Origin of the sequence: Methylobacterium gossipiicola (assembly GCF_900113485.1) — a bacterium.
GTDB classification, from domain to species: Bacteria; Pseudomonadota; Alphaproteobacteria; order Rhizobiales; family Beijerinckiaceae; genus Methylobacterium; species Methylobacterium gossipiicola.
In genome coordinates, this window is record NZ_FOPM01000002.1 from 222,276 (window position 1) to 248,532 (window position 26,257).

Sequence of the window (26,257 nt, forward strand, 5' to 3'; positions counted from 1 at the left end):
CGGCGCGATCAGGCGAGGCGCGCCAGGGCGGCGGGCGTATCGACATCCGCCAGCACGGCGGCGTCGAGAGGGACTTCGCGCACGTCCCCACGCTCGGCGAGGAGGCGGCCAGCGCCCCGGTCGCCCGTGAGGGCCGTGAGCTCGGCGGCGAGGCGCCGCCGGTGGAGCAGCACCGGGTTGCCGCGCTGCCCGGCATGGACGGGCACCACCGCGGCATCGCCTTCCACATAGGCGTCCGCCAGGGCGCGCAGATGATGGGCGCCGATGCGCGGCATGTCGCCCAGCAGCACCAGGACGGCCTCCGCCCCCGGCAGGGCCGCGAGGCCGGCGCGCAGGGAGGTGGACAGGCCCTCGGCATGGGCCGGGTTCTCCACGAAGGTGAGAGCGAGCCCATCGAGGGCGGCGCGCACGGCCGGCGCGTGGGCGCCCAGCACCGCCACCACGGGGCCGAGGCGGGAGCCAAGGGCCGCCCGCGCCGCGTGGCGCACGAGGGGTTCCCGTTCGAGACTCTGCAGGAGCTTCGGCGCCGGTCCGAACCGGGTGCCGCGCCCGGCGGCGAGGAGCACGAGCCCGAAATCAGGCATCGTCGTCGGCCGGAGTCCCGCCGGACCGGGGCTGGGGCCGCGACACGATCTCCATGAGAAGGCCGCCGACGCCGAGGCCGACGATGTCGGCGCGGGTGACGGCGAGCCCCGCCAGGAGGCGGTGCAGCACCCAATCGAACCCGTTCTCCTTCGGCGAGCGGGCACAGCCGGGAGCACCGATGACGGGCACGTCGCAGAGCCGGCCGACGAGCAGGAGATTGCCCGGATCGACGGGCATGCCGAGGTGGTCGACGCGGCCGCCGGCGGCCTCGATCCCGGCCGGGATCACGTCGCGCCGGTCGGTGATGGCGGAGGCGCCGAACACCACCACGACGTCGGCGCCCTCGGCCGCCACGGTCCGGATGGCCGAGCCCACGGCGTCCGATTCGTGCGGCACCCGCAGGTCCGCGACGATGGCCGCCCCCGTGGGCGCGAGGCGGGCCCGCAGGGTCGTCAGGGTCTTGTCCACCGTCGCGTCCTTGAGGCCGGGCAGCAGGGTCGAGACCACACCGACTCGGGTCCGGCCGTAGGGCGCGACCCGAAGGGCTGCGTCCGGGGCGATCCGGCTGGCGTGGTCCAGCGCCGTGCCCGCGACGGCGTAGGGAATGATCTTGACCGTCGCCACCATCTCGCCGGCCACCACCGGCCGATAGGCCGGCAGGGTCGCCACCGTGATGGCCTCGTCGACGGCGTTCACGGCATCGATGCCCGCCCGGTCGATGAGGAGGAGGCCCGCCCGCGTCGTAAACAGGTTGCAGCGGCCGGTGAAGGGCGGCTCCGTCCGCAGGCCCGGCCCGGCGAGGCGCGCGGCGAGGTGGCCGGCGGCCGCATCCTCACCGACATCGCCCGGCTCCAGGCTCACGGCCACAAGCTCGCCCATGCCGGCGGCGTCGAGACGGGCCGCGTCCTCCGCCGGAATCGGCCGCCCCTTGCGCAAGGTCACGTCGTGCGCCCGCACGGTGTGGGCGGCGATGAGACCCGCCGCCTCGCGGGTCGGCACGGCACCGAACCTCATGCCGGGGTTCCCCCGCGCGGCGTCCGCAGGGCCGCCACGATCTGGCCCAGGATCGCGACGGCGATCTCGGGCGGGCTGATGGCGCCGATGTCGAGCCCGATGGGGGCGGCGATCCGGGCGATGGCCTCGGGCGAGAATCCCGCGGCGCCGAGGCGGGCGACGCGGGCCGCGTGGGTCTTTCGCGAGCCGAGGGCGCCGACGTAGAAGCATTCCGCCCGCAGGGCCGCCGCGAGGGCGGGATCGTCGATCTTCGGATCGTGGGTGAGGGCGGCGACGGCGCAGTAGCGGTCGAGGACCGGCACGGCGCCCCCCAGGGCCTCGTCGGGCCATTCGGGCACGAGGCTGATCCCGGGAAAGCGTTCGGGCGTCGCAAAGGCCGTGCGCGGATCGATGACCGTGACGGCAAGGTCGAGGGCCGACGCCATCGGGCTCAGGGCCTGGCTGATATGCACGGCCCCGACGATGACGAGCCGCACGGGGGGCGCCTGGACGGTGAGGAAGAGTGGGCGGCCCTCGACCTCGGCGAGGCCGCTCCGGCCCGAGGCGAGGCGCTGGGCAAGCATATCGCCAAGGGGATCGGCGGCAATTTCTGCCTCGCGCACCACGCGCTGGTCGCCCCCATCGAGGTCGGTGATCAGAATGGCGGCCCGCCGGGCGGCGCGCTCGGCATTCAGGAGGGCGAGGATATCGAGCTGCATGGTGGCGACCTCAGGTCACGGGCTCGACATAGACACGAATGCGCCCGCCGCACGAGAGGCCGACCCGCCAGGCGGTCTCATCGGCGACGCCGAACGCGATGACGCGCGGGCGGCCATCCGCGATGGCGTCCATCGCCTCGGTGATGACGGCGCCCTCGACGCAGCCGCCCGAGACGGAGCCGAGGAAGTTGCCGTCGGCATCGACGACGAGGTGGCTGCCGACGGGTCGGGGTGCCGAGCCCCAAGTCTCGATGACCGTCGCCACGGCGACGCCGCGTCCGGCCCGGCGCCACGCCTCGGCCGCGCTGAGGATATCGGTTTCGGTGGAGAGCATGGGAGACTCCGGATCGGGACACCCGCCCCTCTCCTCGCAACACGGTGACGGACAGTTAGGCTCCGCCGACGAGGCCACAATGCGGTCCATACGCCCGGGCGTGCCATTGCGCACGGGTCGCCACGGCCTATTCTCGGGACGACGACATGCGGGAACGACGCGGATGAGACGGTTGGCCCTGGCCTTCACCCTGCTCGCCGGGGCCGCGCAGGCCGAGCCGGCCCCCATCGCCATCGGGCTGTCGGCGCCCTTGACCGGCCCGGATGCCGCCTTCGGGCAGGGCATGCGAGCGGGCGCCGAACAGGCCGTGGCCGACATCAACCGGGCCGGCGGGGTCGACGGCCGACGCCTCGCCCTGGTGGTGGCCGACGATGCCGGCGATCCGAAGCAGGGCCTCGCCGTGGCCCGCCGGTTCGCCACGGAGCGGGTCGGCCTCGTCGTCGGCCCCCTGAACGCCGCCGTGGCGAGCGCGGCCGTGCCGGTCTACGCCGAAGCGGGCGTCGTCGCGGTGACGCCGGGCGTCACCTGGGCGCCCCTGACGGCGCGCGGGCACTGGAACGTGTTCCGCACCTGCCCCAACGAGGCGCAACAGAGCGCGGTGGCGGGCGCCTATCTCGTTAGTCATTTCGCCGGCCAGCGCATCGGCCTGGTGCACGACAAAACGAGCTTCGGACGCGGCCTCGTCGACGGGGTCGCCCGCGCCCTGAAGGCATCGGGACAGGGCGAAGCCGCCTTCGAGGCCCTGGCGCGGGGCGACAAGGACCCGTCCGGCCTCGTCGCCCGCCTGAAGCGGGCGCGGGTGGAGGCGGTGTATTTTGGCGGCCTCGCGGCGGAGGCGACCGTCCTGCTGCGCGCCATGCGTGAAGCCGGGCTCACCGCCCCCCTTGTCGGCAGCGACGGGCTCCTCGACCGGGAGCTGTCCCAGAATCCCGCCGCCGACGGCACGGTGATGACCCTGGCCCCCACCCCGCGCCTGCCCGAGACCAAGGGCGCCGCGGCCAAACCCCGGGCGCCGGAAACCGAGCTCTTCGCGGCCCAGAGCTACGCCGCCGTGGAGGTGCTGCGCGCCGGCCTCGTCGGCGCGCGCGCGACGGAGGGCCGGGCGGTGGCCGCCTTCCTCCACGGCGGACAGCCGGTGAAGACCGTCCTGGGGCCCCTCGCCTTCGAGGGGAACGGCGACCCGAAGGCCGATTCGCGCCGGCCTACCTACGCGCTGCAGGTCTGGCGCCGCACCCCGGACGGTCGGCTCGACTACGCCGGCAACACCGTCGAGCCCTGACATCGCGGCTTTCGCGACAGAGAATCGCCCCACGACTGTCCTGGACGCGGCGGTTCGGACGATCTCTTGTCGATGACGGGCGGGGTTCGACGGGAAATGCTTGCTTCGCGCGAGTCCGAACATTATGTCGGGGCAACGCTCGCCGGTGTTGCGCATCCGATGGGATCGGACCCGCCGCCCGCCGCGTTCTGCCGAACGGCTTCGTTTTATTTCCCGGGTCGCCCCGTTCAGGCTGTCCGGCTGGAGAGTGTGGATGGCGAAAGAAGAGTTGATGCAGTTCGACGGTCTCGTGATCGAGATCCTGCCGGACGCACGCTACCGCGTGCAACTCGACCAGGGGCACGAGATCGTGGCCTACACGGCCGGCAAGATGAAAAAGAACCGCATCAAGACTCTGGCCGGCGACCGCGTCACCGTCGAGATGTCGCCCTACGATCTCGAGAAAGGCCGCCTCGTGTTCCGCCACAAGGACGAGCGTTCCGCCGGTCCGCGCCCGCCCATGCGCGGTCAGTTCCGCCGCCGCTAAACGAGGGGCGCCCCGGGCGCCTTTCGAAACTGGATGGTCCAGAATGGCGATGCCCGCTTCGGCGGGCATCGCCATTTTCGGTCCTATCCCCCGTGTCTCACTTCCCGAACCGCTCGAATTTCGGAAAGCTCCGCGTCATCAGGGTACCGGCGTCGGAGCGGTGGCCCATCCACTTCTCGAGGACGCTGGCGCTGGCCAGCCGCGCCTCGCCGCCGGTCTCGCGCCAGGGCAGGCCCTCCGCGAGGGTGAACACGCAGGCATCCGTCAGGGTGGTCTGGCGGCAGCGCTGCAGGCGCACCCCCTTGCCGCGCACCAGTTCGGGCATTTCCGCGAGCGGGAAGACGAGGAGCAGCCGGTCGGCGCTGCACACGGCGACGTGGTCGCCCTGTGCAGGCACCAGCAGGGCTGCCGTCGCCGGCTCGTCGAGGCCGATGATGCCCTTGCCCTTGCGGGTGTTGGCCACCAGCGCGTCGGCGGGGGCGATGAAGCCGCGCCCGTCCGAGGCCGCGACGAGGAGCTTGGTGCCGGGCTGATACGGCAAGGCCGCGACGATCTCGGTGCCGTCGTCGAAATCCACCATGAGGCGGATCGGATCGCCGAAGCCGCGCCCGCCGGGGAGCTTGGCCGCCTCCAGGGTGAACACCTTGCCGTTGGAGGCCAGCACCAAGAGCTTCGCCGTCGTCTCGCTCGGGAAGGCGATCTTGAGGCTGTCGTCGCCCTTGAAGGCGACGCCGGAGAGATCGGCCACGTGGCCCTTGAGGGCGCGGATCCAGCCCTTGGCCGACACGATGACGGTGATCGGCTCGCGCTCGACCATGGCGGAGGTGAAGTCGATTCCCGCGGTGTCGGGCGGGTTCTCCAGGGTGGTGCGCCGGGCGCCGATCTTGGTGTCGGGGCCAAAGGTCTTCTTCACCGTGCGGATCTGCTTGGTGATGTCGGCCCATTGCAGCTTGTCGGAGCCGAGCAGGTCTTCGATCCCCTGCTTCTCCTTGGTCAGGGCGTCGAATTCGCGCTTGAGCTCCATCTCCTCGAGCTTGCGCAGGGCGCGCAGGCGGGTGTCCAGGATGGCGTTGGCCTGCACCTCGGTGAGTTCGAACCGCTTCATCAGGGCGGTCTTCGGCTCGTCCTCCTCGCGGATGATACGGATCACCTCGTCGAGGTCGAGGTAGACGATGAGCAGGCCGCCCAGGATCTCCAAACGGCGGTCGATCTGTCCGAGGCGGTGGCGCGAGCGGCGCTGGAGCACGACGCGGCGATGGTCGAGCCATTCGCGCAGGGCTTCGGCCAGACCGATGACCCGGGGGACGAGGCCGCCCACCAGCACGTTCATGTTGAGCGAGATGCGGGCCTCTAGCTCCGTCAGCCGGAACAACGATTCCATGAGGATGACGGGATCGACGTTGCGGGCGCGCGGTTCGAGAACGATGCGGACATCCTCGGCCGATTCGTCGCGCACGTCGGCGAGCAGCGGCAGCTTGCGCTCCTGCAGCAGCTCGGCGAGCTTCTCGATGAGGCGGGCTTTCTGCACGCCATACGGGATCTCCGTGACCACGATGGTCCAGGTGCCGCGTCCCAGATCCTCCTTCGTCCAGCGGGCGCGGACGCGAAAGCCGCCGCGCCCCGTGCGGTAGGCTTCGGTGATCGAGTCCGCGCTGTCGATGAGGATGCCACCGGTGGGAAAATCCGGCCCCTTCACGAAGGTGAGGAGTTGGGCGGATGTCGCCTCCGGGTGGGTGATGAGGTAGAGCGCCGCGTCGCAGAGTTCGGCGGCGTTGTGGGGCGGGATCGAGGTCGCCATGCCCACGGCGATGCCCTGGGAGCCGTTGGCGAGCAGGTTCGGGAAGGCGGCGGGGAGCACCACCGGCTCCTCCTCCTGCCCGTCGTAGTTCGGGCGGAAATCCACCGAATCGTCGTCGAGCCCTTCGAGGAGGAGGCGGGCCACCTCCGTCATCCGCGCCTCGGTGTAGCGCTGGGCGGCGGCGTTATCGCCGTCGATGTTGCCGAAATTGCCCTGGCCGTCCACCAGCGGATAACGCTGGGCGAAATCCTGCGCCATGCGCACGAGGGCGTCGTAGGCCGCCGTGTCGCCGTGCGGATGGTACTTGCCGATGACGTCGCCGACGATACGGGCGCATTTCTTGAACGCCGAGGTCGGGTCGAGCTTCAGGAGCCGCATGGCGAACAGGATGCGCCGATGAACGGGCTTCAAGCCGTCCCGGGCATCGGGCAGGGCCCGGTGCATGATCGTCGAGAGCGCGTAGGCGAGGTAGCGATCCTCCAGCGCGGATTTCAGCTCGACGCTCTCGATGCCGTCGGAGCCCGACGGCGGCTCGAAGGGCTGGCCCATCACCATCTCCAGGGGCGTCCACGCCCCAAATCAGAACAAATCAGGAACACGACTTAGGCGTTTCCGGTGCCCAAGGCAACGAAGCGTGTGCGTGCGTCCGGGGGTTGCATCGCGCGCGGCCCCCAGAAGTGCTGGTCGAGGAAGTAGCCCGTCAAGGTAAACCCGGCGGTAACGTCGCGCTCATCCGGCGTCATCGGCAAGGGCGTCCCCGGCTCCCGCGCCCGCAGGAAGTCGGGCAATGCCAGGAGTTTGTCGCGGTAGGGTTCGCCGGCCGACGCGCTCACCGCCCGGCCGGAGCGGGGCGAGACGTAGATTAGGGCGTCGTTGCCCCCCGTGGCGGCGCAGGCCGAGAGGTCGAGGCCGAAGCCGAGTTCGGACAGGATCGCCAGTTCGAACCGTACCATGAGCGGGGGGGCGATGTCGGGATCGTGCAAGTGGTCGATGAGGATACGGGCGGCCGCGTAGAGTTCGGGATGGGGATCGCGCTCGGGCAGGAGCCGGAGCAGGCCGGCGAGATGCGCGATGCCGTGGAGGGCCAGGCCCGACCCCATGAGGCGCGCGGCGACGGATTCGACGGGCTCTACGGCGAAGGCGCCCAGGCCCTCGTCGAGGCGGGCGCGCCACGTCGCCTGCACGCGGTTGCCGGGCTGGAGCACGGGCTGCATCCGCCGCGAGCGCCCGCCATGGACGAGGCCGAGATGGCGCCCGTGGGCGGCGGTCATGAGTTCGAGCACCACGCTCGTCTCACCCTGCCGACGCAGGCCGAGCACGATGCCGTCATCGGTCCATTGCATCGGATCGTCTTAGGCCGTGGGGGCGGCGTTGGAAACGACGGGGATCGATGTGATAGCATCTGCGCCAGTCGTTCTCGCCCTGCGGGAAAACGGCTACGCTCGCGCGATCCTCCCGATTCGAGAGCGAGACCTCGGATGGCACCATGTCTTCGTCGCGTACAGCCCCTCCCCGCGACGCGGCAAGGCGGACGAGCATTTCCGGCTGCAGCGCTACTCTCCGGGCTGGCGCTGCTCTCCGCCTGCACGTCCCACCCGGCACCGCCGCCCGGCGCGACCCTGCGCACCCGGATCGCCGCCCTCGCCCTGCGCCAAACGGATTTCGGCGCGGTGTCGGTGATTCCGGTGCGGTTCGAGCATAGCCGCATCGCCGGGCCGTTCGAGGATGGCGGGCGCACCCTCTACTGCGTCTCCACCCGGATGAAGGGCCGGACCTTCGACAAGGGCGAGCGGGCCAAGGCGGTGATTCGGGACACGGGCGGCGCACTCAGCGTGCTGTCCGACGACGAGGAAGTTTGCTCCGGCCATCGCACGGAGCCGTTTTCGGAACTGGAGACCCTCGGCAACCGAGCCTGAGGGCCTTGTTCCGGACAGGGCACGATGGAACCATGGAGTATGCCCAAACGCCCCCTGAGCCTGACCCTCGACCTCATCGCCCGCGCCCATCCCGACCCCGTCCGCGACGATCCGACGGCACAGACATTTCTCACCGACGACGAACTCGGCCCCGGCCTGACCCAGGCCCTCGCGCGGCGGCCGAAGGCGGGCGAGAGTCTTTGGGTGTTCGGCTACGGTTCCCTCATCTGGCAACCGGAATTCGCCTTCACCGAACGGCGGATCGGCACGGTGCGGGGCTACCACCGCCGGTTCTGTCTGCTGCAGCGCCGGTTTCGCGGCAGCGTCGAACGGCCGGGCCTCGTCCTGGCGCTGGATCGCGGCGGCCTGTGCCGGGGCGTCGCCTTCCGGCTCGCGGACGATGATCCGCACGCCACCCTGCTGCCGGTCTGGCGCCGGGAAATGCGCGGCAACGGCTATCTCGGCCGCTGGGTGACGGTGGAGACCGACCAAGGCCCGGTGACGGCCCTGACCTTCGTCGTCAACCGCGCCAGCGACCGCTACACCGGCCGCCTCACGGAGCCCGAGATCGCCGACCGCATCGCGACAGGCGCCGGGCATCTCGGCCCGAGCGCCGAATACCTGTTCCGCACCGCCGAGGCCTGCGCCCGCGAGGGGATTTTGGACCTGCACCTGTGGACTCTCCAGGCGCTGGTGGCCGAGCGGCTGGAGGCACGGGCCGCTTGCTGAATCCGGGTTCGAAGGGCGAGCCCTTCGCGGGGCCGGGGCAGAGCCCCGGACAAACGTCGGGCGCTGCCCAACACCCGCCGAGGGAATGATCCCCTCGGAACCCCGGATCAGTTCACCTCCACCTGCACCACGCCCGGCACGGCCCGGAGCGCCCCAGCGATCTGCGGCGTCGCCTGATACTTGCCCGGCAGCTTCACCTCGACCTCGCGGTCGCCGCCGTCGAGGAGCAGGATGAGCGAGACCTCGCCCTCGCCGCGCACCTGCAGGCGCTGCTGCACCGACGGGATCGGGCGCTCGTCCCGCAGGTAGACGCGCATGCCCTTCTGGTGGCGGGCCACCGCCGCGTCGAGGGGTTCGGCCGTCATGATGCGGGCGCGGACATCCTCGCCTTCGAGGTTGGCCTGGAGCTGGAGGACCAGGGGGCTGCCGGGCTCGAGGATCTCGCGGTAATGCCCGAGGCCTTCCGAGAAGATGATCGCCTCGAAATGCCCGGTCTGGTCGGACAGGATGACGATGCCGAGCTTGTTGCCTGTCTTCGTCCGCCGCTCCGACCGGTCGAGGACGGAGGCGGCGACGCGGCCGACGCTGGTGGTGCCCGCCCGCACGGCGCGGCAGAACTCGGCCCAGGTCTGGACCCGGAGCTTGCCCAGGAGATCGCCGTACTCGTCGAGCGGATGGCCCGAGAGGAAGAAGCCGATGGCGTCGTATTCGCGCTTGAGCTTCTCCGCCATGGGCCAGCCGTCATAGGCCGGCACCCGTAGGGTGACATCCGCGGAGGTGACGCCGCCGAACATGTCGACGATGCCGGTGCTCTCGGCCTCGGCCGCGCCTTGCGCGAGCTTCATCATCGGCTCGATGGCGGCCCAGGCCCGCGCCCGGTCGGGCTCCAACACGTCGAGCGCCCCGGCGGCGACGAGGTTTTCCAGCGTCCGCTTGTTGATGAGGCGCGGGTTGATGCGGCGGGCCAGACAGGCGAGTTCCTTGAACGGCTTCTCGCCGCGCGCCTGGACCACGGCCTCGACGGCGCCGCGCCCGACGCCCTTGATCGCCGACAGGGCGTAGATGATGCGCCCCTCCCGCACCTCGAAATTCACGCCCGAGGTGTTGATGGAGGGCGGCTCGACGGTGATCTTCAGGCGCTGCGCGTCCTGGCGGAACTCCGCGAGCTTGTCCGTCACGTCGATGTCGAGCTGCATGGCGGCGGCCAGGAATTCCACCGGATGGTTCGCCTTGAGATAGGCGGTCTGGTAGGTCAGCAGGGCGTAGGCGGCGGCGTGCGACTTGTTGAAGCCGTAATCGGCGAACTTGGCGAGCAAGTCGAAGATCTCATTGGCCTTCGCTTCCGTCAGTCCGCGCTCTAGGCAGCCCTTCACGAAGCGGTCGCGCTGGGCGTCCATCTCCGCCTTGATCTTCTTGCCCATGGCGCGGCGGAGCATGTCGGCCTCGCCCAGCGAATAGCCGGCCAGGACCTTGGCCACCTCCATCACCTGTTCCTGGTAGACGATGATGCCGAAGGTCTCGCGCAGGATCGGCTCCAGCTTGGCGTGCGGATACCAGCTCGCCTCGTTGCCAGCGTCGCGGCCGAGCTTGCGCTCGCAATAGACCGGGATGTTGGCCATGGGGCCGGGCCGATAGAGAGCCACGAGGGCGATGATGTCCTCGAACCGGTCGGCCTGCATCTCGACGAGCGCCTTGCGCATGCCGGCGGATTCCACCTGGAACACGCCCACCGTTTCGCCGCGCTTCATCGGCGCGTAGGTCGCCTCGTTGTCCAGCGGCAGGCTCGCCAGGTCGACGATGATGCCGCGCTTGGCCAGTAGATCGGTGCAATACCGCAGCAGCGTCAGGGTCTTGAGGCCGAGGAAGTCGAACTTCACCAACCCCGCCTGCTCGACCCATTTCATGTTGAACTGGGTCACCCGCATTCCGGTCTTCGGATCGCGGTAGAGGGGGACAAGCTGTTCGAGGGGCCGGTCGCCGATGACCACGCCGGCGGCGTGGGTCGAGGCGTGGCGGTGCAGGCCCTCGAGCTTCTTGGCGATCTCCATGAGGCGGGCCACGATGGGCTCCTCCTCCATGGCCGCCTGCAACTTCGGCTCGCCCTCGATGGCCTGGGTCAGGGTCACGGGATTGGCCGGGTTCTGTGGCACCAGCTTCGTCAGCTTGTCGACCTGCCCGTAGGGCATCTCCAAGACGCGGCCGACGTCGCGCAGCACGCCGCGCGCCTGCAAGGTACCGAAGGTGATGATCTGGGCCACCTGCTCGTGCCCGTAGCGCTCCTGCACGTACTGGATCACCCGCTCGCGACCATCGACGCAGAAGTCGATGTCGAAATCCGGCATCGAGACGCGCTCGGGGTTGAGGAAGCGCTCGAACAGCAGGCCGAACCGCAGGGGATCGAGGTCGGTTATGAGGAGCGACCACGCGACGAGGGAGCCGGCACCCGATCCGCGGCCCGGGCCGACGGGAATGTCATGCTCCTTCGCCCACTTGATGAAGTCCGACACGATGAGGAAGTAGCCGGGAAACTTCATGCCGACGATGACGTCGAGCTCGAAAGCGAGGCGGTCGCGATAGACCTGTTCGGTCATGCCCGGCGCGGTGCCGTGCTGGGCGAGACGCAGGTCGAGGCCCGCGATGGCTTGGCGACGCAGCTCTTCCGGTTCGTCGAGGGGGGGCGCGACCTCCGCCTCGGGCACGGCGGCATCGAGGGCCGCGACCACGCCGAAATTCGGCAGGATCGGCTTGCGGGTGCGCACGCGATAGGCGCAGCGCATGGCGATCTCGACGGTGGCGTTGAGTGCGTCCGGCAGATCCGCGAACAGTTCCGCCATCTGCGCCCGGGTGGTGAAGCCGTGGCGCGGCGTGAGCCTGCGGCGGCGCTCGTCGGAGACGAGGCGCCCGTCCGCGATGGCCAGCAGGGCATCGTGGGCGTCGTAATCGCTGGTTTTCGCGAAGAACGGCTCGTTGGTGGCCACGATGGACAGGCCGTTGGCGTCGGCGAGGCGAAGCAGCTCCCGCTCGACGGCGCGCTCGTCGGACAGGCCGTGGCGCATGATCTCGACGTAGAGATTGTCCTCCCCGAAAGCGGCCTTCAGCTGGCCGAGGCGCGCGGCGGCGAGGTCCACCCGGCCCTGGCGCAGGGCCGTATCGAGGGGGCCGGTGCTGCCGCCGGTGAGCGCGATGAGGCCGCCGGCGCATTCGGCGAGACCGGCCGCGCCGACACGGGGGGCGTCGCCGAGCGCCCCATCGAAATAGACGCGGCTCGCCAATTTGAGGAGATTCGCGTAGCCCGCCTCGTCCTGCGCCAGGACCACGACGTTGGCGCAGCCCGCCTGCCCCGGTGCCACCCGCACCATGGGATCGGGCGTCTCGAACGCCACCGTCACCTGCAGGCCTGCGATGGGCTGAAGGCCGGACCCCGAAGCCTTCTCGGAAAATTCGAGGGCTCCGAACAGGTTGTTGGTGTCGGTGAGCGCCAGGGCCGGCTGCCGGTCGGCGGCCGCCGCCTTGACGATGTCCCCGACCTTCAGCGCCCCTTCGAGGAGCGAGAACGACGAGTGGACGTGGAGATGGACGAAACCGGGGTCTTTGAGGATGCGCGCCATGCTCCACCTGACCGCGCCAAGATGAAGAAATTGGGCCGCGTTCGACCCATCGCCCCGATTCGCTGTGGAGAGGTCCCGCGCGTGACGCCGGTGCAACGCCTATCTTAACGGCGACAGGGCTACGGCCCAGATCGCGACGGCACCCGCCAGGAGCCCAAAGGCCATGAGTTCGACCATGCCGGTCAGGAACATCCGCTTGAACATCGGCCCTGCCTTTCGTTGACGGTTCTATTTTTGTTCCTCGTTTGTTCCATGTAAAGGGAAAAATCGCGCTTCACGTCGATCGGAGTCAACGAGCGGTGAATCGCGCTGCTCAACCGGTCCATCGGCAAACGATCATCGAATGGGCCGTGATGGCGGGCCGGATGCGAACCGTACAGGCCACTTTCGCCGATGCAGAACCGATCCATCGACTGAGCCGGAACCACGATCCGTGACCGGCTTGTCTATTCCATTCCGAGTCCGCGCAGGCTCCGTCGCCTGCGAGGCAGGGCGATTTCATGGGGGGATCTTGGCCCGTCGGAAGATCCCTGGCCCGGCGTCCGCAGCGGAACCCGGGAGGCAGAACTACAGGTGCCGCACGGTGTTCTGCCGTCAGCGCCCCTGGGACCGGGTTCCCCGATCGCGCCCCGGAACGACGATCAAGGTCATCGCCCCCGGCCCCGATCAGTCGAGGGGGACGATCAACCCGTCGCGGATGGTCACGCGCCGGTCCATGCGGGCGGCAAGCTCCATGTTGTGGGTCGCCACCAGGGCGGCGAGGCCGGAGGCGCGCACCAGGGAGACGAGGATGCCGAACACATGGGCGGCGGTGTGCGGATCGAGGTTGCCCGTAGGCTCGTCGGCCAGCAGCAGGCGCGGGCCATTCGCCACCGCCCGCGCGATGGCGACGCGCTGCTGCTCGCCGCCGGAGAGTTCGGCGGGGCGGTGAATCAGCCGGTCCTTGAGGCCGAGGAACTCCAGGAGTTCCGTCGCCCGCGCCTTGCCCTCCTTATGGGACAGGCCCCGGATGAGCTGGGGCATCACCACGTTCTCCAGGGCCGAGAACTCCGGCAGGAGGTGATGGAACTGATAGACGAATCCCATCTCCTCGCGGCGGATGCGCGTGCGCTCGGAATCCGCCATGGCGGCGGTGGGCCGCCCGCCGACATAGACCTCCCCCGCATCGGGCCGTTCCAACAAACCGGCGACGTGCAGCAGCGTCGACTTGCCGGCCCCCGACGGCGCCACCAGGGCGACGAGTTCGCCGGGCCACAGGGCGAACTCGGCGCCGCGCAGGATGTCGAGTGCCCCCGCCCCTTGCGCATAACGCCGTTCGACCTTGGCGAAGAACAGGGCCGGGACCGGCTGCGCGCCGGGCGCCTCGGCTTTCGTGTCCATGGAAGTCCTCTTGGGGAAGCCGCTCGCGGCCGCTCGGTTCGTGCCCTTAAAGCGCCTTCCGTGATTCATGAAGCACGAAAGGCGCCCTCCGTCGTGGTGGGGTCGCGATCTCTTCACACGGACCAGGCATTGCCTCGCGCGAAAGCACCCTAGCCGTAACGGAGGGCCTGCACCGGATCGAGCCGGGCGGCGCGCCAAGACGGATACAGGGTGGCGATGAGCGACAGGGCGATGGAGGTGACCACCACCACGGTGATTTCCTGGCTGTTCATCTCGGCCGGGATCTCGGCCAGGAACCGCACCGTCGGGTCCCAGGCCGAGGGAAACAGCACGCGCTGGATCGGCTTGATGTTGAGGGTGATGAGGATGCCGAGGCCGAGGCCGCTCAACGTCCCGACGATGCCGATGAGGGCGCCGTTGATGAGGAACACCCGCATCACCGTGCCGGGCGTCGCCCCCATGGTGCGCAGGATGGCGATGTCGCTCGACTTGTCGCGCACGAGAAGGATGAGCCCCGAGACGATGTTGAGGGTCGCCACGACCACGATGAGGCTGAGGATGAGGAACATCACGTTCCGCTCCACCTCCAGGGCGCCGAAGAAGGTGCGGTTACGCTGGCGCCAATCCGTGAGCAGCACCGGGCGCTCGGCCGCCATTTCGAGGTCGGGCCGCATGGCCGCCACCCCATCGGCGTTGTCGAGGTAGATCTCGATGAGGCTGACATCGCCCTCGCGGTTGAAGAACGCCTGCGATTCGGCCAGCGGCATGAACACGAAGGTCGAATCGAACTCGGTCATCCCGACCTCGAACACCGCCTTGACGGTGTAGGACTTCGTGCGCGGCGCCGTGCCGAACGGCGTGGTCGCGCCCTTCGGCGTCGAGAGGGTGATGGAATCGCCGGCCTGGAGGCCAAGGGATTCGGCCAGACGCCGGCCGATGGCGACGCCGCTGCCGTCGTCGAATCCCTCCAGGCTGCCGCCCCGGACGTTCTTGGCAACGGCGGTGATCTTGTCGAGATCTTCCGCCCGGATGCCGCGCACGAGGACGCCGCTGCCGCCATAGGGCGAGGACGCGAAGGCTTGGCCTTCGACCAGGGGAATCGCGGAGCGGACGCCGGCGACCTTCGACAAGCGGTCCGACAGGTCCTCGAAATCCGCGAACAGACGGTCGATGGGGGTAACGAAGACGTGGCCGTTGATGCCGACGATCTTCGACAGCAGTTCCGTGCGAAAGCCGTTCATCACCGAGAGCACGATGATGAGGGTGGCGACGCCCAGGGCGATACCCAGGACCGAGAAGAACGCCACCACGGAGACGCCGCCGCCGCGCCGCCGCGCGCGCAGGTAGCGCCCGGCCAGAATCCACTCGAACCCGGCGAACGGGGGTGTGCCGCCGCCCCGCAACAGGGCTCCGGCCCCCTTCAGCCGCTCCATCAACGCCGCCCGCATGGCGGCCTCAGGCCCGCTTCAAGCGGGCGATGAGATCGATGGGCGCGATGGTCTCGCGCTCGCCGCCGGCCCGGCGCTTGAGTTCGACCTTGCCCTCGGCGAGGCCGCGCGGACCGACGATCACCTGCCAGGGCAGACCGATGAGATCGGCGGTGGCGAACTTGGCCCCCGGCCGCTCGTCGCGGTCGTCGTACAGCACCGTGAGGCCAGCGGCCTCGAGGCTCGCCTGGATCTCCGTGCAGGCGGCGTCGGTGGCGGCATCGCCGGTCTTGAGGTTGATGAGCGCCACATCGAACGGCGCCACGGCATCCGGCCAGATGATGCCGGCTTCGTCATGCGACGCCTCGACGATGGCCGCCACGAGGCGGCTCGGGCCGATGCCGTAGGAGCCCATATGCACCGGGCGCTCGATACCGTCGGGCCCGGTGACCTTGGCGCCCATGGGCTCGGAATACTTGGTGCCGAAATAGAAGATGTGACCGACTTCGATGCCGCGCGCGGCCATCTGGTTGTCCGCCGGAACCTCGGCGAAGGCGGCCGGCTCGTGCATCTCGCTCGTCGCGGCGTAATGCGATGTCCAGCGATCGACGGTGCCCTGGAGGCCGGCGACATCCTCGAAATCCGTGGTCACGGGCGGGATCTCGAAATCGAGGTACTGCCGATCGCAGAACACTTCGCTCTCGCCGGTCTGGGCCAAGATGATGAATTCGTGGCTGAGATCGCCGCCGATGGGGCCGGTATCGGCCCGCATGGGGATGGCCTTGAGGCCGAGGCCCGCGAAGGTGCGCAAGTAAGCCACGAACATGCGGTTGTAGGCATGGCGGGCGCTCGCCTGATCGATGTCGAACGAGTAGGCGTCCTTCATCAGGAACTCGCGCGAGCGCATGGTGCCGAAGCGCGGCCGCACCTCGTCGCGGAACTTCCAGGAGATCTGGTAGAGGTTCTTCGGCAAGTCCTTGTACGATTTCACGCTGGCGCGGAAGATCTCGGTGACGACCTCCTCGGCGGTGGGGCCGAACAGCATCTCGCGGTCGTGACGGTCGGCGATGCGAAGCATCTCCTTGCCGTAGGCCTCGTAGCGTCCGGATTCCTTCCAGAGTTCGGCCGACTGGATCGCCGGCATCAGGATCTCGATGGCCCCGGCCCGGTCCTGCTCCTCGCGGATCACCGCGCAGACCCGGTTCAGAACCCGCAGACCCAGCGGCAGCCAAGCGTAGATGCCGGCGGCTTCCTGGCGCACGAGGCCGGCCCGCAGCATGAGCCGGTGCGAGACGATCTCCGCCTCTTTGGGCGTCTCGCGCAGGGTGGGGAGGAAGTAGCGGGAGAGACGCATGGAAGGCCCTGGAACCGGCGTGCCGAACCGTCGGACGCGCCGGGGCACACAACACATTGCTTCGGGAAAATACAAGCGCAGCCGGGCGACACCTGGACTGCATCGCCCCGAAACGCAGGCGCGCGGTGCGATCTTCGGCTGCGCGACGCCCGCCCCCTCCATCGGACCGGCATCCCCTTGAGCGCAGAATGCGCCCGGTTCGTTCCGCGCGGTGACGCGATCCTCGCGACCTCAGGAGATGCACCGAAGCGGCAGGAGCCGCCCCCCCTTCGACAAGCCCTCGACGATACGAAGCGAGCAACCCGGATAAACCGCTCGGACGGACTGCCATATCCGGTAGAAAAGCACCGGTTTTTCCTATCCCCGACGTGACAATGGGAATTTCTGTTCCTATAAGCACGCTTGCTGGTCGCAAGGCTCTTGAGAAGCCGCGACAGGCCCGGGTCTTGGGAGGAACAATCAGCCGCCGCGCCGTCAAGATGCGCGAGATAACGAGGCTGTTCCGACAATCGTCTTCGTCAAAAGCAAGGCTTCGGCCTTGCTTTTTTTATGCCCGGACGCCGGCAAACCTTTCGCCGGCTGCGGATGGCCATCAGGACAGCTTCAGAGTCCAGCCAATTCGAACAAGGGAATCGCCCCGAGGAACACCACGCTGGCGAGGAGCGTGGTCCAGAGCGCCTTCTCTCGCAGACGCGGCGTCGCCGGCGCGCCCGGATCCTGCCCCGGAACGACCAGGGCGGGATCGGTCTCGGCCTGGTTCCGGATCGGCAGGATCACGAACAGCAGCGTCCACCACACCACGAAGTAAAGGGCGACGGCCCCGAACACCGTGAGCCGGAACTGGCTCACCGCCACCACGACGACGAGGGCGATGACTGCCAGCATGACGGCCAACGTCCGCAGGGTGGAGGCAGCGAGGCTGACGAGGACGGCGTTCAAGCGGCTCAGACCTGCTCGAGTTCGACCAGGGTGCCGAGGAAGTCCTTGGGGTGGAGGAACAGGACAGGTTTGCCATGGGCGCCGATCTTGGGCTCGCCGGTGCCGAGCACGCGGGCGCCCTGCGCCTTCAGCTTGTCGCGGGCGGCCAGGATGTCGTCGACCTCATAGCAGACGTGGTGGACGCCGCCCTGCGGGTTGCGCTCGACGAAGCTCGCGATGGGCGACCCCTCGCCCAGGGGCGCCATGAGCTCGACCTTGCTGTTGGGCAGGTTCACGAACACCACGGTGACGCCGTGCTCGGGCTGCGGCAGCGGCTCGGTCACCGTGGCGCCGAGGGTGTCGCGATAGATCGCGCAGGCGGCGTCGAGGTCGCGCACCGCGATGGCGACGTGATTGAGGCGTCCGATCATGTTGGCTCCCTCCAAGCTCATGGCATGCGCGAAAAAGCCCTCCTCCCTGTAGGGGAAGAGGGCGCGACGCGGTTCTAGACTTCCACCACCTGCACGTGACAGGCGGGCTTCTTGCCCCAGGCTTCGTTGACGCCGGAGCGGATCGCCCGGTCCACGGCCTTCTCGACGGCCTCGGCGTCCCGGCGCTTGACCTTCGACAGGCCCGACAGGGTCCGGGCGACGCACTCGATCACCACGTCCAGCATCGGCTGGCCGCCGCGACCGCGATTGGGCAGGCCGATGATATCGATGGCGGGCTCACCCAACACCTCGCCCTGCTCGTCGATGGCGATGGCGACCGAGACGAGACCGGCCTGCGCGAGCTTGCGCCGCTCAGGGATCGCCCGGTCCTTGGCGTCGATGAGGATGTTGCCGTCCTTGAACAGGCGGCCGGCCTTGACGTGATCGATCACCTCGGGCGTGCCGGGGGCGAGGCGCACGACGCTGCCGTTGCGGGCCTTCACGATGTTCGGCACGCCCTGCGCCCGGGCGAAGCGGGCGTGCTCGTCGAGGTGCAGGGCCTCGCCGTGGACGGGGATCGCCGTCTGCGGCCGGGTCCAGGCGTACATCTCTGCCATCTCCTCGCGCCGGGGATGGCCCGAGACGTGGACGAGCTTGGTCCGGTCGGTCACGACCTCGATGCCGGCATTGACGAGGTCGTTGATGATCGCCCCCACGGCCCGCTCGTTGCCCGGAATGGCACGGGAGGAGAAGATCACCCGGTCGCCCGCCGCCAGGGTCACGTCGGGATGGTCGTCGCGCGAGACGCGGGCGAGCGCCGCGCGCTCCTCGCCCTGCGAACCGGTGAGCAGGCACACCACCTTGTCGCGGGGCAGGTATCCGTAGGCGTCCGCCGAACGGAAATCGGGCAGGCCGTCGAGGAAGCCGCATTCGCGGGCGACGCCGATCACCCGGTCCATGGCACGCCCGACGGCGACCACTTCACGGCCGCAGGCCTGGGCTGCCTCGGCCACGGCGCGCATGCGGGCGACGTTGGAGGCAAAGGTGGTCACGGCGACGCGGTTCGGCGCCTCGGTGATGAGTTCGCGCAGGGTGGCGGCGACTTCGGCCTCGCTCGGGGAGCGGCCTTCCCGCACGACGTTGGTCGAGTCGCTGATCATGGCGAGGATGCCCTCGTCACCCAAAGCCCGGAACGCGGCCTCGGAGGTCACATCGCCGAGGATCGGGGTGGGATCGAGCTTCCAGTCACCGGTATGGAGCAGCAGACCGTGCGGCGTGCGGATGGCGACGGCGTTCGATTCCGGAATCGAGTGCGAGACGGGCACGTACTCGATCTCGAACGGACCGATCTGAACCCGGCGTCCGGCCTGGATCTCCTTCAGCACCACCTTCGGCGCACCCGGCTCGCTGAGGCGGCGGGCTTCCAGCAGGCTTTTCGCAAAGCGCGTGGCGTAGACCGGCGCCTTGAGCTTAGGCCACAATTCACCGATGGCACCGATATGATCCTCGTGCGCATGGGTGATGAAGATGCCCAGCAGATCGTCCTTGCGCTCCTCGATGAAGCTCAGGTCCGGGAACATGAGGTCGATCCCCGGGAAGCCCTCTTCCCCGGCAAACCCCATACCGCAATCGACCATGATCCATTTGCGGCGCTTGGCCGGCCCGAACCCGTACAATGCCGCATTCATGCCGATCTCGCCCACGCCGCCGAGCGGCACGAAGACGAGTTCGTCTTGCCCTGTCGTCATCTTCACCCAAACCTCAAGCCGCCGTCGCGGCCGTTCCCAAATGCACCTCGCCCGCCGTCACGGTCCGTCGCGTTCCCTCGTCCGATCGGATGACGAGGCGTCCCGCTTCGTCGATCGTCTCGAAAATTCCATGCACATGGGTGTCGCCGGTTCGAACGGTCACCGGCGCGCCGATCCCGGCCGCGTCGGCGATCCAGCGTTCGCGGATTCGCGAAAATCCCCGGCCCCGGTCCCAATCCCGCGCCGCCTCGACGATTCCATTCGTTAGGCACACGAACAGATCCTCGGCGCGCGTGGCGTGCCCCAACTGCCTGAGGCAGGTTGCCGGATAAGGCAAGCCCTCCGGTGCCGCCGCGACGTTGACGCCGAAGCCCATCACCACCGCGCGACGCCCGCCGGGGAGGGTTTCCGCTTCAAGGAGGAGCCCGGCGAGCTTGGCGCCCGAGACCAGGACGTCGTTGGGCCACTTCAACCGGAAGGATGCCTGCCCTACCCCACCCTTCGCGTCGTCGAGCCCGCCGGGCTCCCTCTCCTCGATGGAGCGGGGTATGCCCCCGTCGAAAAGTTCACCAACAGCACCCTGTCCCCCTCCCCCAGGGAGAGGTGACCCGCCTTCCATGTGACGCGGTGGCGGGACGCGGACCACCCTGTCCAGGGCCGCCATCAGGCCGACACCGGCCACGAACCCCAGGGTCGGCACATCGGCCGGCTCGACGTCGTCCACCGGCCAAAGCAGACTCGCGGTGAGATTGCCCGGTTCGGATGCCCAGGCATTTCCGCGCCGGCCACGTCCCGCAAGCTGGCGGTGGGCCGCGACCCAGAGGGGGCCGGTCTCTCCGGCGCGCGCCCGCTCCAGGGCCTCCGTGTTCGTAGAGCCGAGGCTCTCGTGAACGTGAAGGCGATGGCCCGCCGCCCGCGCCCGCTCCCCCAGACGATACCCGCTCAAGGACGCGGCCTCAGGAGCCGGCGAAGAGCGACTTCGCGGCGGCACCGGCGGCGCCCACGAGGGGGGCCGGCACGATCCAGAACAGAACCACGACGACGCTGGTGAAACCGAGAACGATGCGCAGGCCCGGTGCCATCGGCTCGTAAGCGGCCACCGGCTCGTCGAAGTACATCACCTTGACGAGGCGCAGATAGTAGAACGCGCCGACCACACTGGTGACGACGCCGATCACCGCGAGCGTCACGAGGTTCGCCTGGATGGCGGCGGCGAAGACGTAGTACTTGGCGAAGAAGCCGGCCAGCGGCGGAATACCGGCGAGGGAGAACATCATCGCGGCAAGGCAGAAGGCGAGGACAGGGTGGGTCCGCGACAGGCCGGAGAGGTCGTCCACGGTCTCAAACATCTGACCACCGCGACGGAGCGACAGGATCACCGCGAAGGCGCCGAGCGTCATGGCGAGGTAGATGATCATGTAGATCACCACGCCGCGGACACCGTCCTGCGAGCCGGCGGCGAGCCCAACCAGGGCGTAGCCGACGTTGCCGATGGAGGAATAGGCCATGAGGCGCTTGAGCGAGCGCTGGCCGATGGCGGCGAACGAGCCCAAAGCCATGGAGGCGATGGCGACGAACACGATGATCTGCTGCCAGACGGCGGTGACGTCCGGGAAGGCGCCGATGAAGATCCGGATCGTCATCGCCATGGCGGCCATCTTGGGTGCCGAGGCGAAGAAGGCGGTGACTGGCGTCGGCGAGCCCTCGTAGACGTCCGGGGTCCACATGTGGAACGGCACGGCCGCGAGCTTGAACGCGACGCCCGCCGCCACGAACACGATGCCGAGCACGAGGCCGAAACCGACAGTCGTGTCGTTCAGGGCCGCGACGATGCCGGGGAACGAGACGGTGCCGGTGAAGCCGTAGACGAGGGACGACCCGTAGAGCAGCATGCCCGAGGAGAGCGCGCCGAGGACGAAGTATTTTAGACCGGCTTCGGTGGATTTCAGGTTGTCGCGGTGGAAGGCGGCGATGACGTAGGCCGCGAGCGACTGCAGTTCGAGGCCGAGATAGAGGGAGATGAGATCGTTGGCCGAGGCCATGACCATCATGCCGAGCGTGCAGAGCACGATGAGGATCGGGAACTCGAACCGGTCGATGCGGGCACGCTGAAAGTAGTCCCGAGCCAGCAGGATCGAGGCGGCGGAGCCAAGCAGAATCAGCGCCTTCATCACCTTCGAGAAATTGTCGACGATGAAGGAGCCGTTCAGGGTCGTCACCTTTGCGCCGGATTGCGACATGACCACGAACAGGGCGAGAATCATGAGCAGCAGGGCGCCGACGCTGACACCCTCCGCCGACCGCTCACCCCGGAACGATCCGTAGAGGACGAGGACGAGGACGCCGACGGCGAGGATCAACTCGGGCAGAGCGGGCCAGAGCGCGGGCAGGACGGATTGGGCAGCGATCATCGGAGCGGTGCTTTCAGCGCGCGGCGGGCGGGAGGGCAGCCGCCGTCTGCGTGTTCGACAGCGCGGTCTTCATGCTCTGCATCAACGCTTCCGTGGAGGGAGCGAAGGTGTCGAGGATCGGCGCCGGATGGACCCCGTAATAGATCGTCAGGGCGACGAGGGGGGCGATGATGATCTTCTCGCGCAAGTCGAGGTCGAGGATGCCCTGGAGGCTCGGCTTCTCGAGCTTGCCGTAGATCACCCGGGCATAGAGCCACAGGGCGTAGCCGGCCGACAGGATGATGCCGAAGACCGAGAAGAACGCCACCGTCGGATTGGCCTTGAAGGCGCCCATCATGGCGAGGAACTCGCCGACGAAGCCCGACGTGCCGGGGAGGCCGACATTGGCCATGGTGAACACCATCATGGCCGCCGCGTAGAGGGGCATGCGCTTCACGAGGCCGCCATAGGCGGCGATCTCGCGGGTGTGCATCCGGTCGTAGACCACGCCGACGCAGAGGAAGAGCGCGCCCGACACGATGCCGTGGGAGATCATGAGGAACAGCGCGCCCTGGATCCCCTGCTCGTTGAGGGTGAACAGGCCGAGGGTCACGAAGCCCATATGCGCCACGGACGAGTAGGCGATGAGCTTCTTGATGTCGCTCTGTACCATGGCGATGAGCGACGTGAAGATGATGGCGATCACCGACAGGGCGAACACCATCGGGGCGAAGGCCTGGGAGGCATCCGGGAACATCGGCAGCGAGATGCGGATGAAGCCGTAGCCGCCCATCTTCAGGAGGATGCCGGCGAGGATCACCGAACCGGCGGTGGGTGCCTCCACGTGGGCGTCGGGAAGCCAGGTATGGACCGGCCACATGGGCATCTTCACCGCGAAGGAGGCGAAGAAAGCGAGCCACAGCCAGGTCTGCATCTCCACGGGGAAGCGGGTCTGCAGCAGGGTCGGAATATCGGTGGTGCCGGCGTGCCAGTACATCGCCATGATGGCGAGCAGCATCAGCACCGAGCCGAGCAGGGTGTAGAGGAAGAACTTGAAGCTCGCGTAGATGCGCCGCTTGCCGCCCCAGATGCCGATGATGAGGAACATCGGGATCAGGCCGGCCTCGAAGAACAGGTAGAACAGCACCAGATCGAGGGCCTGGAACACGCCGATCATCGTCGTCTCGAGGACGAGGAAGGCGACGTAGTATTCCTTCACGCGCTTGGTCACGGAGAGCCACGACGCGCCGATGCAGAACGGCATCAGGAAGGTGGTCAGGAGGATCAGCGGCATCGAGAAGCCGTCAACGCCGAGCTTGAACCGGGTCGCCTCGCTCAGCCAGACATGGCTCTCGACGAGCTGGAAGCTCGCCGTACTCGTGTCGAAGCGGCTCCAGGCCACCAGGGACAGGAGGAAGGTGGCGACCGTGGCGGCGAGGGCCGCCCAACGCGCGTTGCGCTTGGCGGCCTCCGTCTCATCCCCGAGGGTGAGGATGAAGGCCGCGCCGCACAGGGGCACGATCAGAAGGCCGGAGAGGATTCCGAGGCCGAACATCTAGCGGGCGCTCCCGTTCTTATCCGCGACCATCAGTGTCCGACCTTGGGCAGGCCGGCGAGCATGTACCAGCTGATGAGGCCGGCGACCCCGACGAGCATGACGAAGGCGTAGTGGTAGACGTAGCCGGTCTGGAGCCGGACAACGCCGCGCGTCACATCCAGCACACGGGCGGCGATGCCGTTCGGTCCCATTCCGTCGATGATCCGGCCGTCGCCTTCCTTCCAGAGGAACTTGCCAAAATCCTTGGCCGGACGGACGAAGATCCGGTCGTAGAGTTCGTCGAAGTACCACTTGTTGAGCAGGAACCGGTACAGACTCGGCTGCTGAGCGGCGAGCTGGCCCGGCAGTTCGGGACGGCGGATATACATCCAGAACGCGAGGACGAAGCCGGCGACCATCATGATGAAGGGCGCGTAGGACACCAGCGCCGGAACGTGGTGGATGTCGTGCATGATGTGGTTGTCGGGGCCGTGGCCCAGGGAATGGCCCCAGAACCGGTCCATGCCCTCACCGATGAAGCGGTTCTTGAAGATCAGGCCGGCGAATAGGGCGCCGAAGGCAAGGATGCCCAGGGGAATCGTCATCACGAGGGGGCTCTCGTGCGGCGTATGGGCGTGATCGTGATGCTCGATGGCGCTGTGCGAAGCGGGCTCGACGTCGTGGCCATGGTCGTCGTGGGCGACGCCCTCGTGGTGACCCGGGGCGCCATCGGCCTCGTTCGCGGCATGCGCCACGGCATGATGCGCGTCGGTAGGCGCCGCGCCGTGATGGGCCCAGCGCGCCGGCCCCTCGAAGGTGAGGAAGAACAGGCGCCAGGAATAGAACGATGTGAACAGGGCGGCGACGACGGTCGCGAGGAAGGCCAGGGTGTGGCCCGGCCGCGTCGAGGCGTAGGCGGCCTCGATGATCGCGTCCTTCGAATAGTAGCCGGACGTGAACGGGAAGCCGATGAGCGCCAGGGTGCCGATGGTCATCATCGCCGTGGTGAACGGGATGTAGCGGCGCAGATTGCCCATGTTCCGCATGTCCTGCTCGTGGTGCATCGCGTGGATGACCGAGCCGGCGCCGAGGAACAGCAGCGCCTTGAAGAAGGCGTGGGTGAAGAGGTGGAACACCCCGGCCGAGTAGGCGCCGACGCCCAGCGCCACGAACATGTAGCCGAGCTGCGAACAGGTCGAGTAGGCGATGACCCGCTTGATGTCGTTCTGGACGAGGCCGACGGTGGCGGCGAAGAACGCCGTGATTCCGCCGATGACCGTCACCACCACGAGGGCGTTGGGGGCGAGTTCGAAGACCGGCGACAGGCGCGCCACCATGAACACGCCCGCCGTCACCATGGTGGCGGCATGGATGAGGGCGGAGACCGGAGTCGGGCCCTCCATGGCGTCGGGCAGCCAGGTGTGGAGCAGGAACTGCGCCGACTTGCCCATGGCGCCCATGAACAGGAGCAGACAGGCGAGCGTCCAGACGCTCCAATCGTAGCCGAGGAAGTGGAAGGTGGCGTCCTTGATCTCGGCGGCGCGGGCGAAGATGCCGTCGAACGCCACCGAGCCCGTGAGCACGAAGACGAGGAAGATGCCGAGCGAGAAGCCGAAATCGCCGACGCGGTTGACGATGAAGGCCTTCATGGCCGCGGCGTTGGCCGAGGGCTTCTCGTACCAGAAGCCGATGAGCAGGTAGGAGGCGAGGCCGACGCCCTCCCAGCCGAAGAACATCTGCACGAGGTTGTCGGAGGTCACCAGCATGAGCATGGCGAAGGTGAACAGCGACAGGTAGGCGAAGAAGCGCGGCCGGTGCGGATCCTCCTCCATGTAGCCGATGGAGTAGAGGTGCACGAGCGTCGAGACCGAGGTCACCACCACCAGCATCACGGCCGTGAGGGTATCGATCCGGAACGCCCAGTCGACCACGAGGTCACCGGCGGTGAACCAGTTCGCGACCTGGACGCGGGTGGCGTGATCCGTGCCGGGAATGTCGAGGAAGACGCCCCAGGACAACAGCGCCGAGAAGGCGAGGAAGCCCGTGGTGATGGCCTCGCACATCTTGGGGCCGAGCCGGCGGCCGAACAGGCCCGCGATGAGCGCGCCCATGAGCGGAAAGAAGACGATCGCGTGATACATCGCTGGCTTGTCCGGCCTCCTGGGTCGCGCCCGGCCCCGCGCGCTTCGCGCGGGGCCTCGAGCAAGCGAGCCCTGTCTTCGTGTCACCGCGCGGGGCCATTGACGGCCCCGTTCGGTCGGGTCTTCGCGCGGGGTGCGTCAGCCCTTCATCATGTTCACGTCCTCCACCGCGATGGAGCCGCGGTTTCGGAAAAACACGACGAGGATGGCAAGGCCGATGGCGGCTTCGGCCGCCGCCACAGTGAGCACGAACAGGGCGAAGACCTGGCCGGTGATGTCGTTGAGATGGGTCGAGAACGCCACGAGGTTGATGTTCACCGCGAGCAGGATCAGCTCCACGGACATCAGGATGACGATGACGTTCTTGCGGTTGATGAAGATGCCGAGCACCCCGAGGGTGAACAGGATCGCGGCGACTGTGAGGTAATGGCTCAGGCCGATCAT

Annotated in this window: 22 protein-coding genes; 4 read left to right on the forward strand and 18 right to left on the reverse strand. The window is 68.4% G+C overall.

What is annotated here, in order from left to right; genetic code table 11:
• Positions 1–8: 8 nt before the first annotated feature.
• The 4 genes from BM249_RS02625 to BM249_RS02640 are packed head-to-tail and all read right to left on the reverse strand — an operon-like array spanning position 9 to position 2,631.
• Positions 9–584 (reverse strand): nucleotidyltransferase family protein, encoded by a 576-nt coding sequence (locus tag BM249_RS02625; protein ID WP_091968672.1) that lies wholly within the window; start codon positions 582–584, stop codon positions 9–11.
• Positions 577–1,599 carry a molybdopterin-binding protein gene (locus BM249_RS02630; RefSeq protein ID WP_091968674.1) on the reverse strand — a complete coding sequence of 341 codons (1,023 nt, stop codon included), beginning with the start codon at positions 1,597–1,599 and terminating at the stop codon, positions 577–579. Before BM249_RS02630 ends, BM249_RS02625 begins: the two co-directional genes overlap by 8 nt.
• Complete coding sequence (locus tag BM249_RS02635; RefSeq protein WP_091968676.1) at positions 1,596–2,297, reverse strand: XdhC family protein; 702 nt, start codon at positions 2,295–2,297, stop codon at positions 1,596–1,598. Before BM249_RS02635 ends, BM249_RS02630 begins: the two co-directional genes overlap by 4 nt.
• 10 nt (positions 2,298–2,307) lie before the next feature.
• Positions 2,308–2,631: an XdhC family protein gene (locus tag BM249_RS02640; RefSeq protein WP_091968677.1), complete on the reverse strand. Its 324-nt coding sequence runs from the start codon at positions 2,629–2,631 to the stop codon at positions 2,308–2,310.
• A 163-nt stretch (positions 2,632–2,794) separates the two neighbouring features.
• Here BM249_RS02640 and BM249_RS02645 point away from each other — a divergent pair, with 163 nt between their 5' ends.
• Together BM249_RS02645 and infA are read left to right on the forward strand one after the other, a co-directional pair.
• Positions 2,795–3,910 carry a branched-chain amino acid ABC transporter substrate-binding protein gene (locus tag BM249_RS02645; protein WP_091968679.1) on the forward strand — a complete coding sequence of 372 codons (1,116 nt, stop codon included), beginning with the start codon at positions 2,795–2,797 and terminating at the stop codon, positions 3,908–3,910.
• Positions 3,911–4,163: 253 nt separating this feature from the next.
• Positions 4,164–4,436: a translation initiation factor IF-1 gene (infA, locus tag BM249_RS02650; RefSeq protein ID WP_055947419.1), complete on the forward strand. Its 273-nt coding sequence runs from the start codon at positions 4,164–4,166 to the stop codon at positions 4,434–4,436.
• Between the two features lie 97 nt (positions 4,437–4,533).
• Here the strand turns inward: infA and parC are convergent, their stop codons facing one another.
• Together parC and recO are read right to left on the reverse strand one after the other, a co-directional pair.
• Positions 4,534–6,783 carry a DNA topoisomerase IV subunit A gene (parC, locus tag BM249_RS02655; RefSeq protein ID WP_091968681.1) on the reverse strand — a complete coding sequence of 750 codons (2,250 nt, stop codon included), beginning with the start codon at positions 6,781–6,783 and terminating at the stop codon, positions 4,534–4,536.
• Between the two features lie 53 nt (positions 6,784–6,836).
• On the reverse strand, positions 6,837–7,577 hold the full coding sequence (recO, locus tag BM249_RS02660) for a DNA repair protein RecO (protein ID WP_091968683.1): 741 nt from the start codon (positions 7,575–7,577) through the stop codon (positions 6,837–6,839).
• Positions 7,578–7,712: 135 nt separating this feature from the next.
• Between recO and BM249_RS02665 the strand changes: the two genes are divergently transcribed.
• The gene (locus BM249_RS02665) at positions 7,713–8,150 is read left to right on the forward strand and encodes a hypothetical protein (RefSeq protein WP_244528546.1); all 438 of its coding nucleotides are present in this window, start codon (positions 7,713–7,715) and stop codon (positions 8,148–8,150) included.
• A gap of 39 nt (positions 8,151–8,189) precedes the next feature.
• Positions 8,190–8,879 (forward strand): gamma-glutamylcyclotransferase, encoded by a 690-nt coding sequence (locus BM249_RS02670; RefSeq protein ID WP_091968686.1) that lies wholly within the window; start codon positions 8,190–8,192, stop codon positions 8,877–8,879.
• Positions 8,880–8,986: 107 nt separating this feature from the next.
• On the opposite strand, the gene dnaE is transcribed toward BM249_RS02670, so the two are convergent.
• From dnaE to nuoK, 12 genes are all read right to left on the reverse strand, one after another.
• On the reverse strand, positions 8,987–12,487 hold the full coding sequence (gene dnaE / locus BM249_RS02675; RefSeq protein ID WP_091968688.1) for a DNA polymerase III subunit alpha: 3,501 nt from the start codon (positions 12,485–12,487) through the stop codon (positions 8,987–8,989).
• A gap of 666 nt (positions 12,488–13,153) precedes the next feature.
• Entirely contained in the window at positions 13,154–13,867 is a 714-nt protein-coding gene (locus BM249_RS02680) for an ABC transporter ATP-binding protein (protein ID WP_091968690.1), read from the reverse strand.
• A 149-nt stretch (positions 13,868–14,016) separates the two neighbouring features.
• Entirely contained in the window at positions 14,017–15,315 is a 1,299-nt protein-coding gene (locus tag BM249_RS02685; protein WP_425284779.1) for a lipoprotein-releasing ABC transporter permease subunit, read from the reverse strand.
• A gap of 7 nt (positions 15,316–15,322) precedes the next feature.
• Positions 15,323–16,648, reverse strand: a complete 1,326-nt coding sequence (proS, locus tag BM249_RS02690; RefSeq protein WP_091968692.1) for a proline--tRNA ligase — start codon at positions 16,646–16,648, stop codon at positions 15,323–15,325.
• A gap of 603 nt (positions 16,649–17,251) precedes the next feature.
• A complete protein-coding gene (locus tag BM249_RS02695; protein ID WP_091968694.1) occupies positions 17,252–17,596 on the reverse strand; it encodes a DUF1467 family protein in 345 nt (114 codons plus the stop codon).
• On the reverse strand, positions 17,593–17,997 hold the full coding sequence (mce, locus tag BM249_RS02700) for a methylmalonyl-CoA epimerase (RefSeq protein WP_091968695.1): 405 nt from the start codon (positions 17,995–17,997) through the stop codon (positions 17,593–17,595). The genes BM249_RS02695 and mce overlap by 4 nt, the downstream gene beginning before the upstream one ends.
• A 74-nt stretch (positions 17,998–18,071) precedes the next feature.
• Complete coding sequence (locus BM249_RS02705) at positions 18,072–19,745, reverse strand: ribonuclease J (protein ID WP_091968874.1); 1,674 nt, start codon at positions 19,743–19,745, stop codon at positions 18,072–18,074.
• Positions 19,746–19,758: 13 nt separating this feature from the next.
• Complete coding sequence (locus BM249_RS02710) at positions 19,759–20,691, reverse strand: biotin--[acetyl-CoA-carboxylase] ligase (protein WP_244528547.1); 933 nt, start codon at positions 20,689–20,691, stop codon at positions 19,759–19,761.
• Positions 20,692–20,701: 10 nt separating this feature from the next.
• Positions 20,702–22,156, reverse strand: a complete 1,455-nt coding sequence (gene nuoN, locus BM249_RS02715; RefSeq protein WP_091968697.1) for an NADH-quinone oxidoreductase subunit NuoN — start codon at positions 22,154–22,156, stop codon at positions 20,702–20,704.
• Between the two features lie 13 nt (positions 22,157–22,169).
• Positions 22,170–23,690 (reverse strand): NADH-quinone oxidoreductase subunit M, encoded by a 1,521-nt coding sequence (locus tag BM249_RS02720; RefSeq protein WP_091968699.1) that lies wholly within the window; start codon positions 23,688–23,690, stop codon positions 22,170–22,172.
• Between the two features lie 32 nt (positions 23,691–23,722).
• Positions 23,723–25,813 (reverse strand): NADH-quinone oxidoreductase subunit L, encoded by a 2,091-nt coding sequence (nuoL, locus tag BM249_RS02725; protein ID WP_091968701.1) that lies wholly within the window; start codon positions 25,811–25,813, stop codon positions 23,723–23,725.
• Between the two features lie 138 nt (positions 25,814–25,951).
• Positions 25,952–26,257, reverse strand: a complete 306-nt coding sequence (nuoK, locus tag BM249_RS02730) for an NADH-quinone oxidoreductase subunit NuoK (protein ID WP_056089088.1) — start codon at positions 26,255–26,257, stop codon at positions 25,952–25,954.

Excerpts from the sequence above, each read along its gene's own strand:
- BM249_RS02625 (WP_091968672.1), bottom strand. The coding sequence starts at position 584 with ATGCCTGATTTCGGGCTCGTGCTCCTCGCCGCCGGGCGCGGCACCCGG.
- BM249_RS02630 (WP_091968674.1), bottom strand. The coding sequence starts at position 1,599 with ATGAGGTTCGGTGCCGTGCCGACCCGCGAGGCGGCGGGTCTCATCGCC.
- BM249_RS02635 (WP_091968676.1), bottom strand. The coding sequence starts at position 2,297 with ATGCAGCTCGATATCCTCGCCCTCCTGAATGCCGAGCGCGCCGCCCGG.
- BM249_RS02640 (WP_091968677.1), bottom strand. The coding sequence starts at position 2,631 with ATGCTCTCCACCGAAACCGATATCCTCAGCGCGGCCGAGGCGTGGCGC.
- BM249_RS02645 (WP_091968679.1), top strand. The coding sequence starts at position 2,795 with ATGAGACGGTTGGCCCTGGCCTTCACCCTGCTCGCCGGGGCCGCGCAG.
- infA (WP_055947419.1), top strand. The coding sequence starts at position 4,164 with ATGGCGAAAGAAGAGTTGATGCAGTTCGACGGTCTCGTGATCGAGATC.
- parC (WP_091968681.1), bottom strand. The coding sequence starts at position 6,783 with ATGGGCCAGCCCTTCGAGCCGCCGTCGGGCTCCGACGGCATCGAGAGC.
- recO (WP_091968683.1), bottom strand. The coding sequence starts at position 7,577 with ATGCAATGGACCGATGACGGCATCGTGCTCGGCCTGCGTCGGCAGGGT.
- BM249_RS02665 (WP_244528546.1), top strand. The coding sequence starts at position 7,713 with ATGGCACCATGTCTTCGTCGCGTACAGCCCCTCCCCGCGACGCGGCAA.
- BM249_RS02670 (WP_091968686.1), top strand. The coding sequence starts at position 8,190 with ATGCCCAAACGCCCCCTGAGCCTGACCCTCGACCTCATCGCCCGCGCC.
- dnaE (WP_091968688.1), bottom strand. The coding sequence starts at position 12,487 with ATGGCGCGCATCCTCAAAGACCCCGGTTTCGTCCATCTCCACGTCCAC.
- BM249_RS02680 (WP_091968690.1), bottom strand. The coding sequence starts at position 13,867 with ATGGACACGAAAGCCGAGGCGCCCGGCGCGCAGCCGGTCCCGGCCCTG.
- BM249_RS02685 (WP_425284779.1), bottom strand. The coding sequence starts at position 15,315 with ATGCGGGCGGCGTTGATGGAGCGGCTGAAGGGGGCCGGAGCCCTGTTG.
- proS (WP_091968692.1), bottom strand. The coding sequence starts at position 16,648 with ATGCGTCTCTCCCGCTACTTCCTCCCCACCCTGCGCGAGACGCCCAAA.
- mce (WP_091968695.1), bottom strand. The coding sequence starts at position 17,997 with ATGATCGGACGCCTCAATCACGTCGCCATCGCGGTGCGCGACCTCGAC.
- BM249_RS02705 (WP_091968874.1), bottom strand. The coding sequence starts at position 19,745 with ATGACGACAGGGCAAGACGAACTCGTCTTCGTGCCGCTCGGCGGCGTG.
- nuoN (WP_091968697.1), bottom strand. The coding sequence starts at position 22,156 with ATGATCGCTGCCCAATCCGTCCTGCCCGCGCTCTGGCCCGCTCTGCCC.
- BM249_RS02720 (WP_091968699.1), bottom strand. The coding sequence starts at position 23,690 with ATGTTCGGCCTCGGAATCCTCTCCGGCCTTCTGATCGTGCCCCTGTGC.
- nuoL (WP_091968701.1), bottom strand. The coding sequence starts at position 25,813 with ATGTATCACGCGATCGTCTTCTTTCCGCTCATGGGCGCGCTCATCGCG.
- nuoK (WP_056089088.1), bottom strand. The coding sequence starts at position 26,257 with ATGATCGGCCTGAGCCATTACCTCACAGTCGCCGCGATCCTGTTCACC.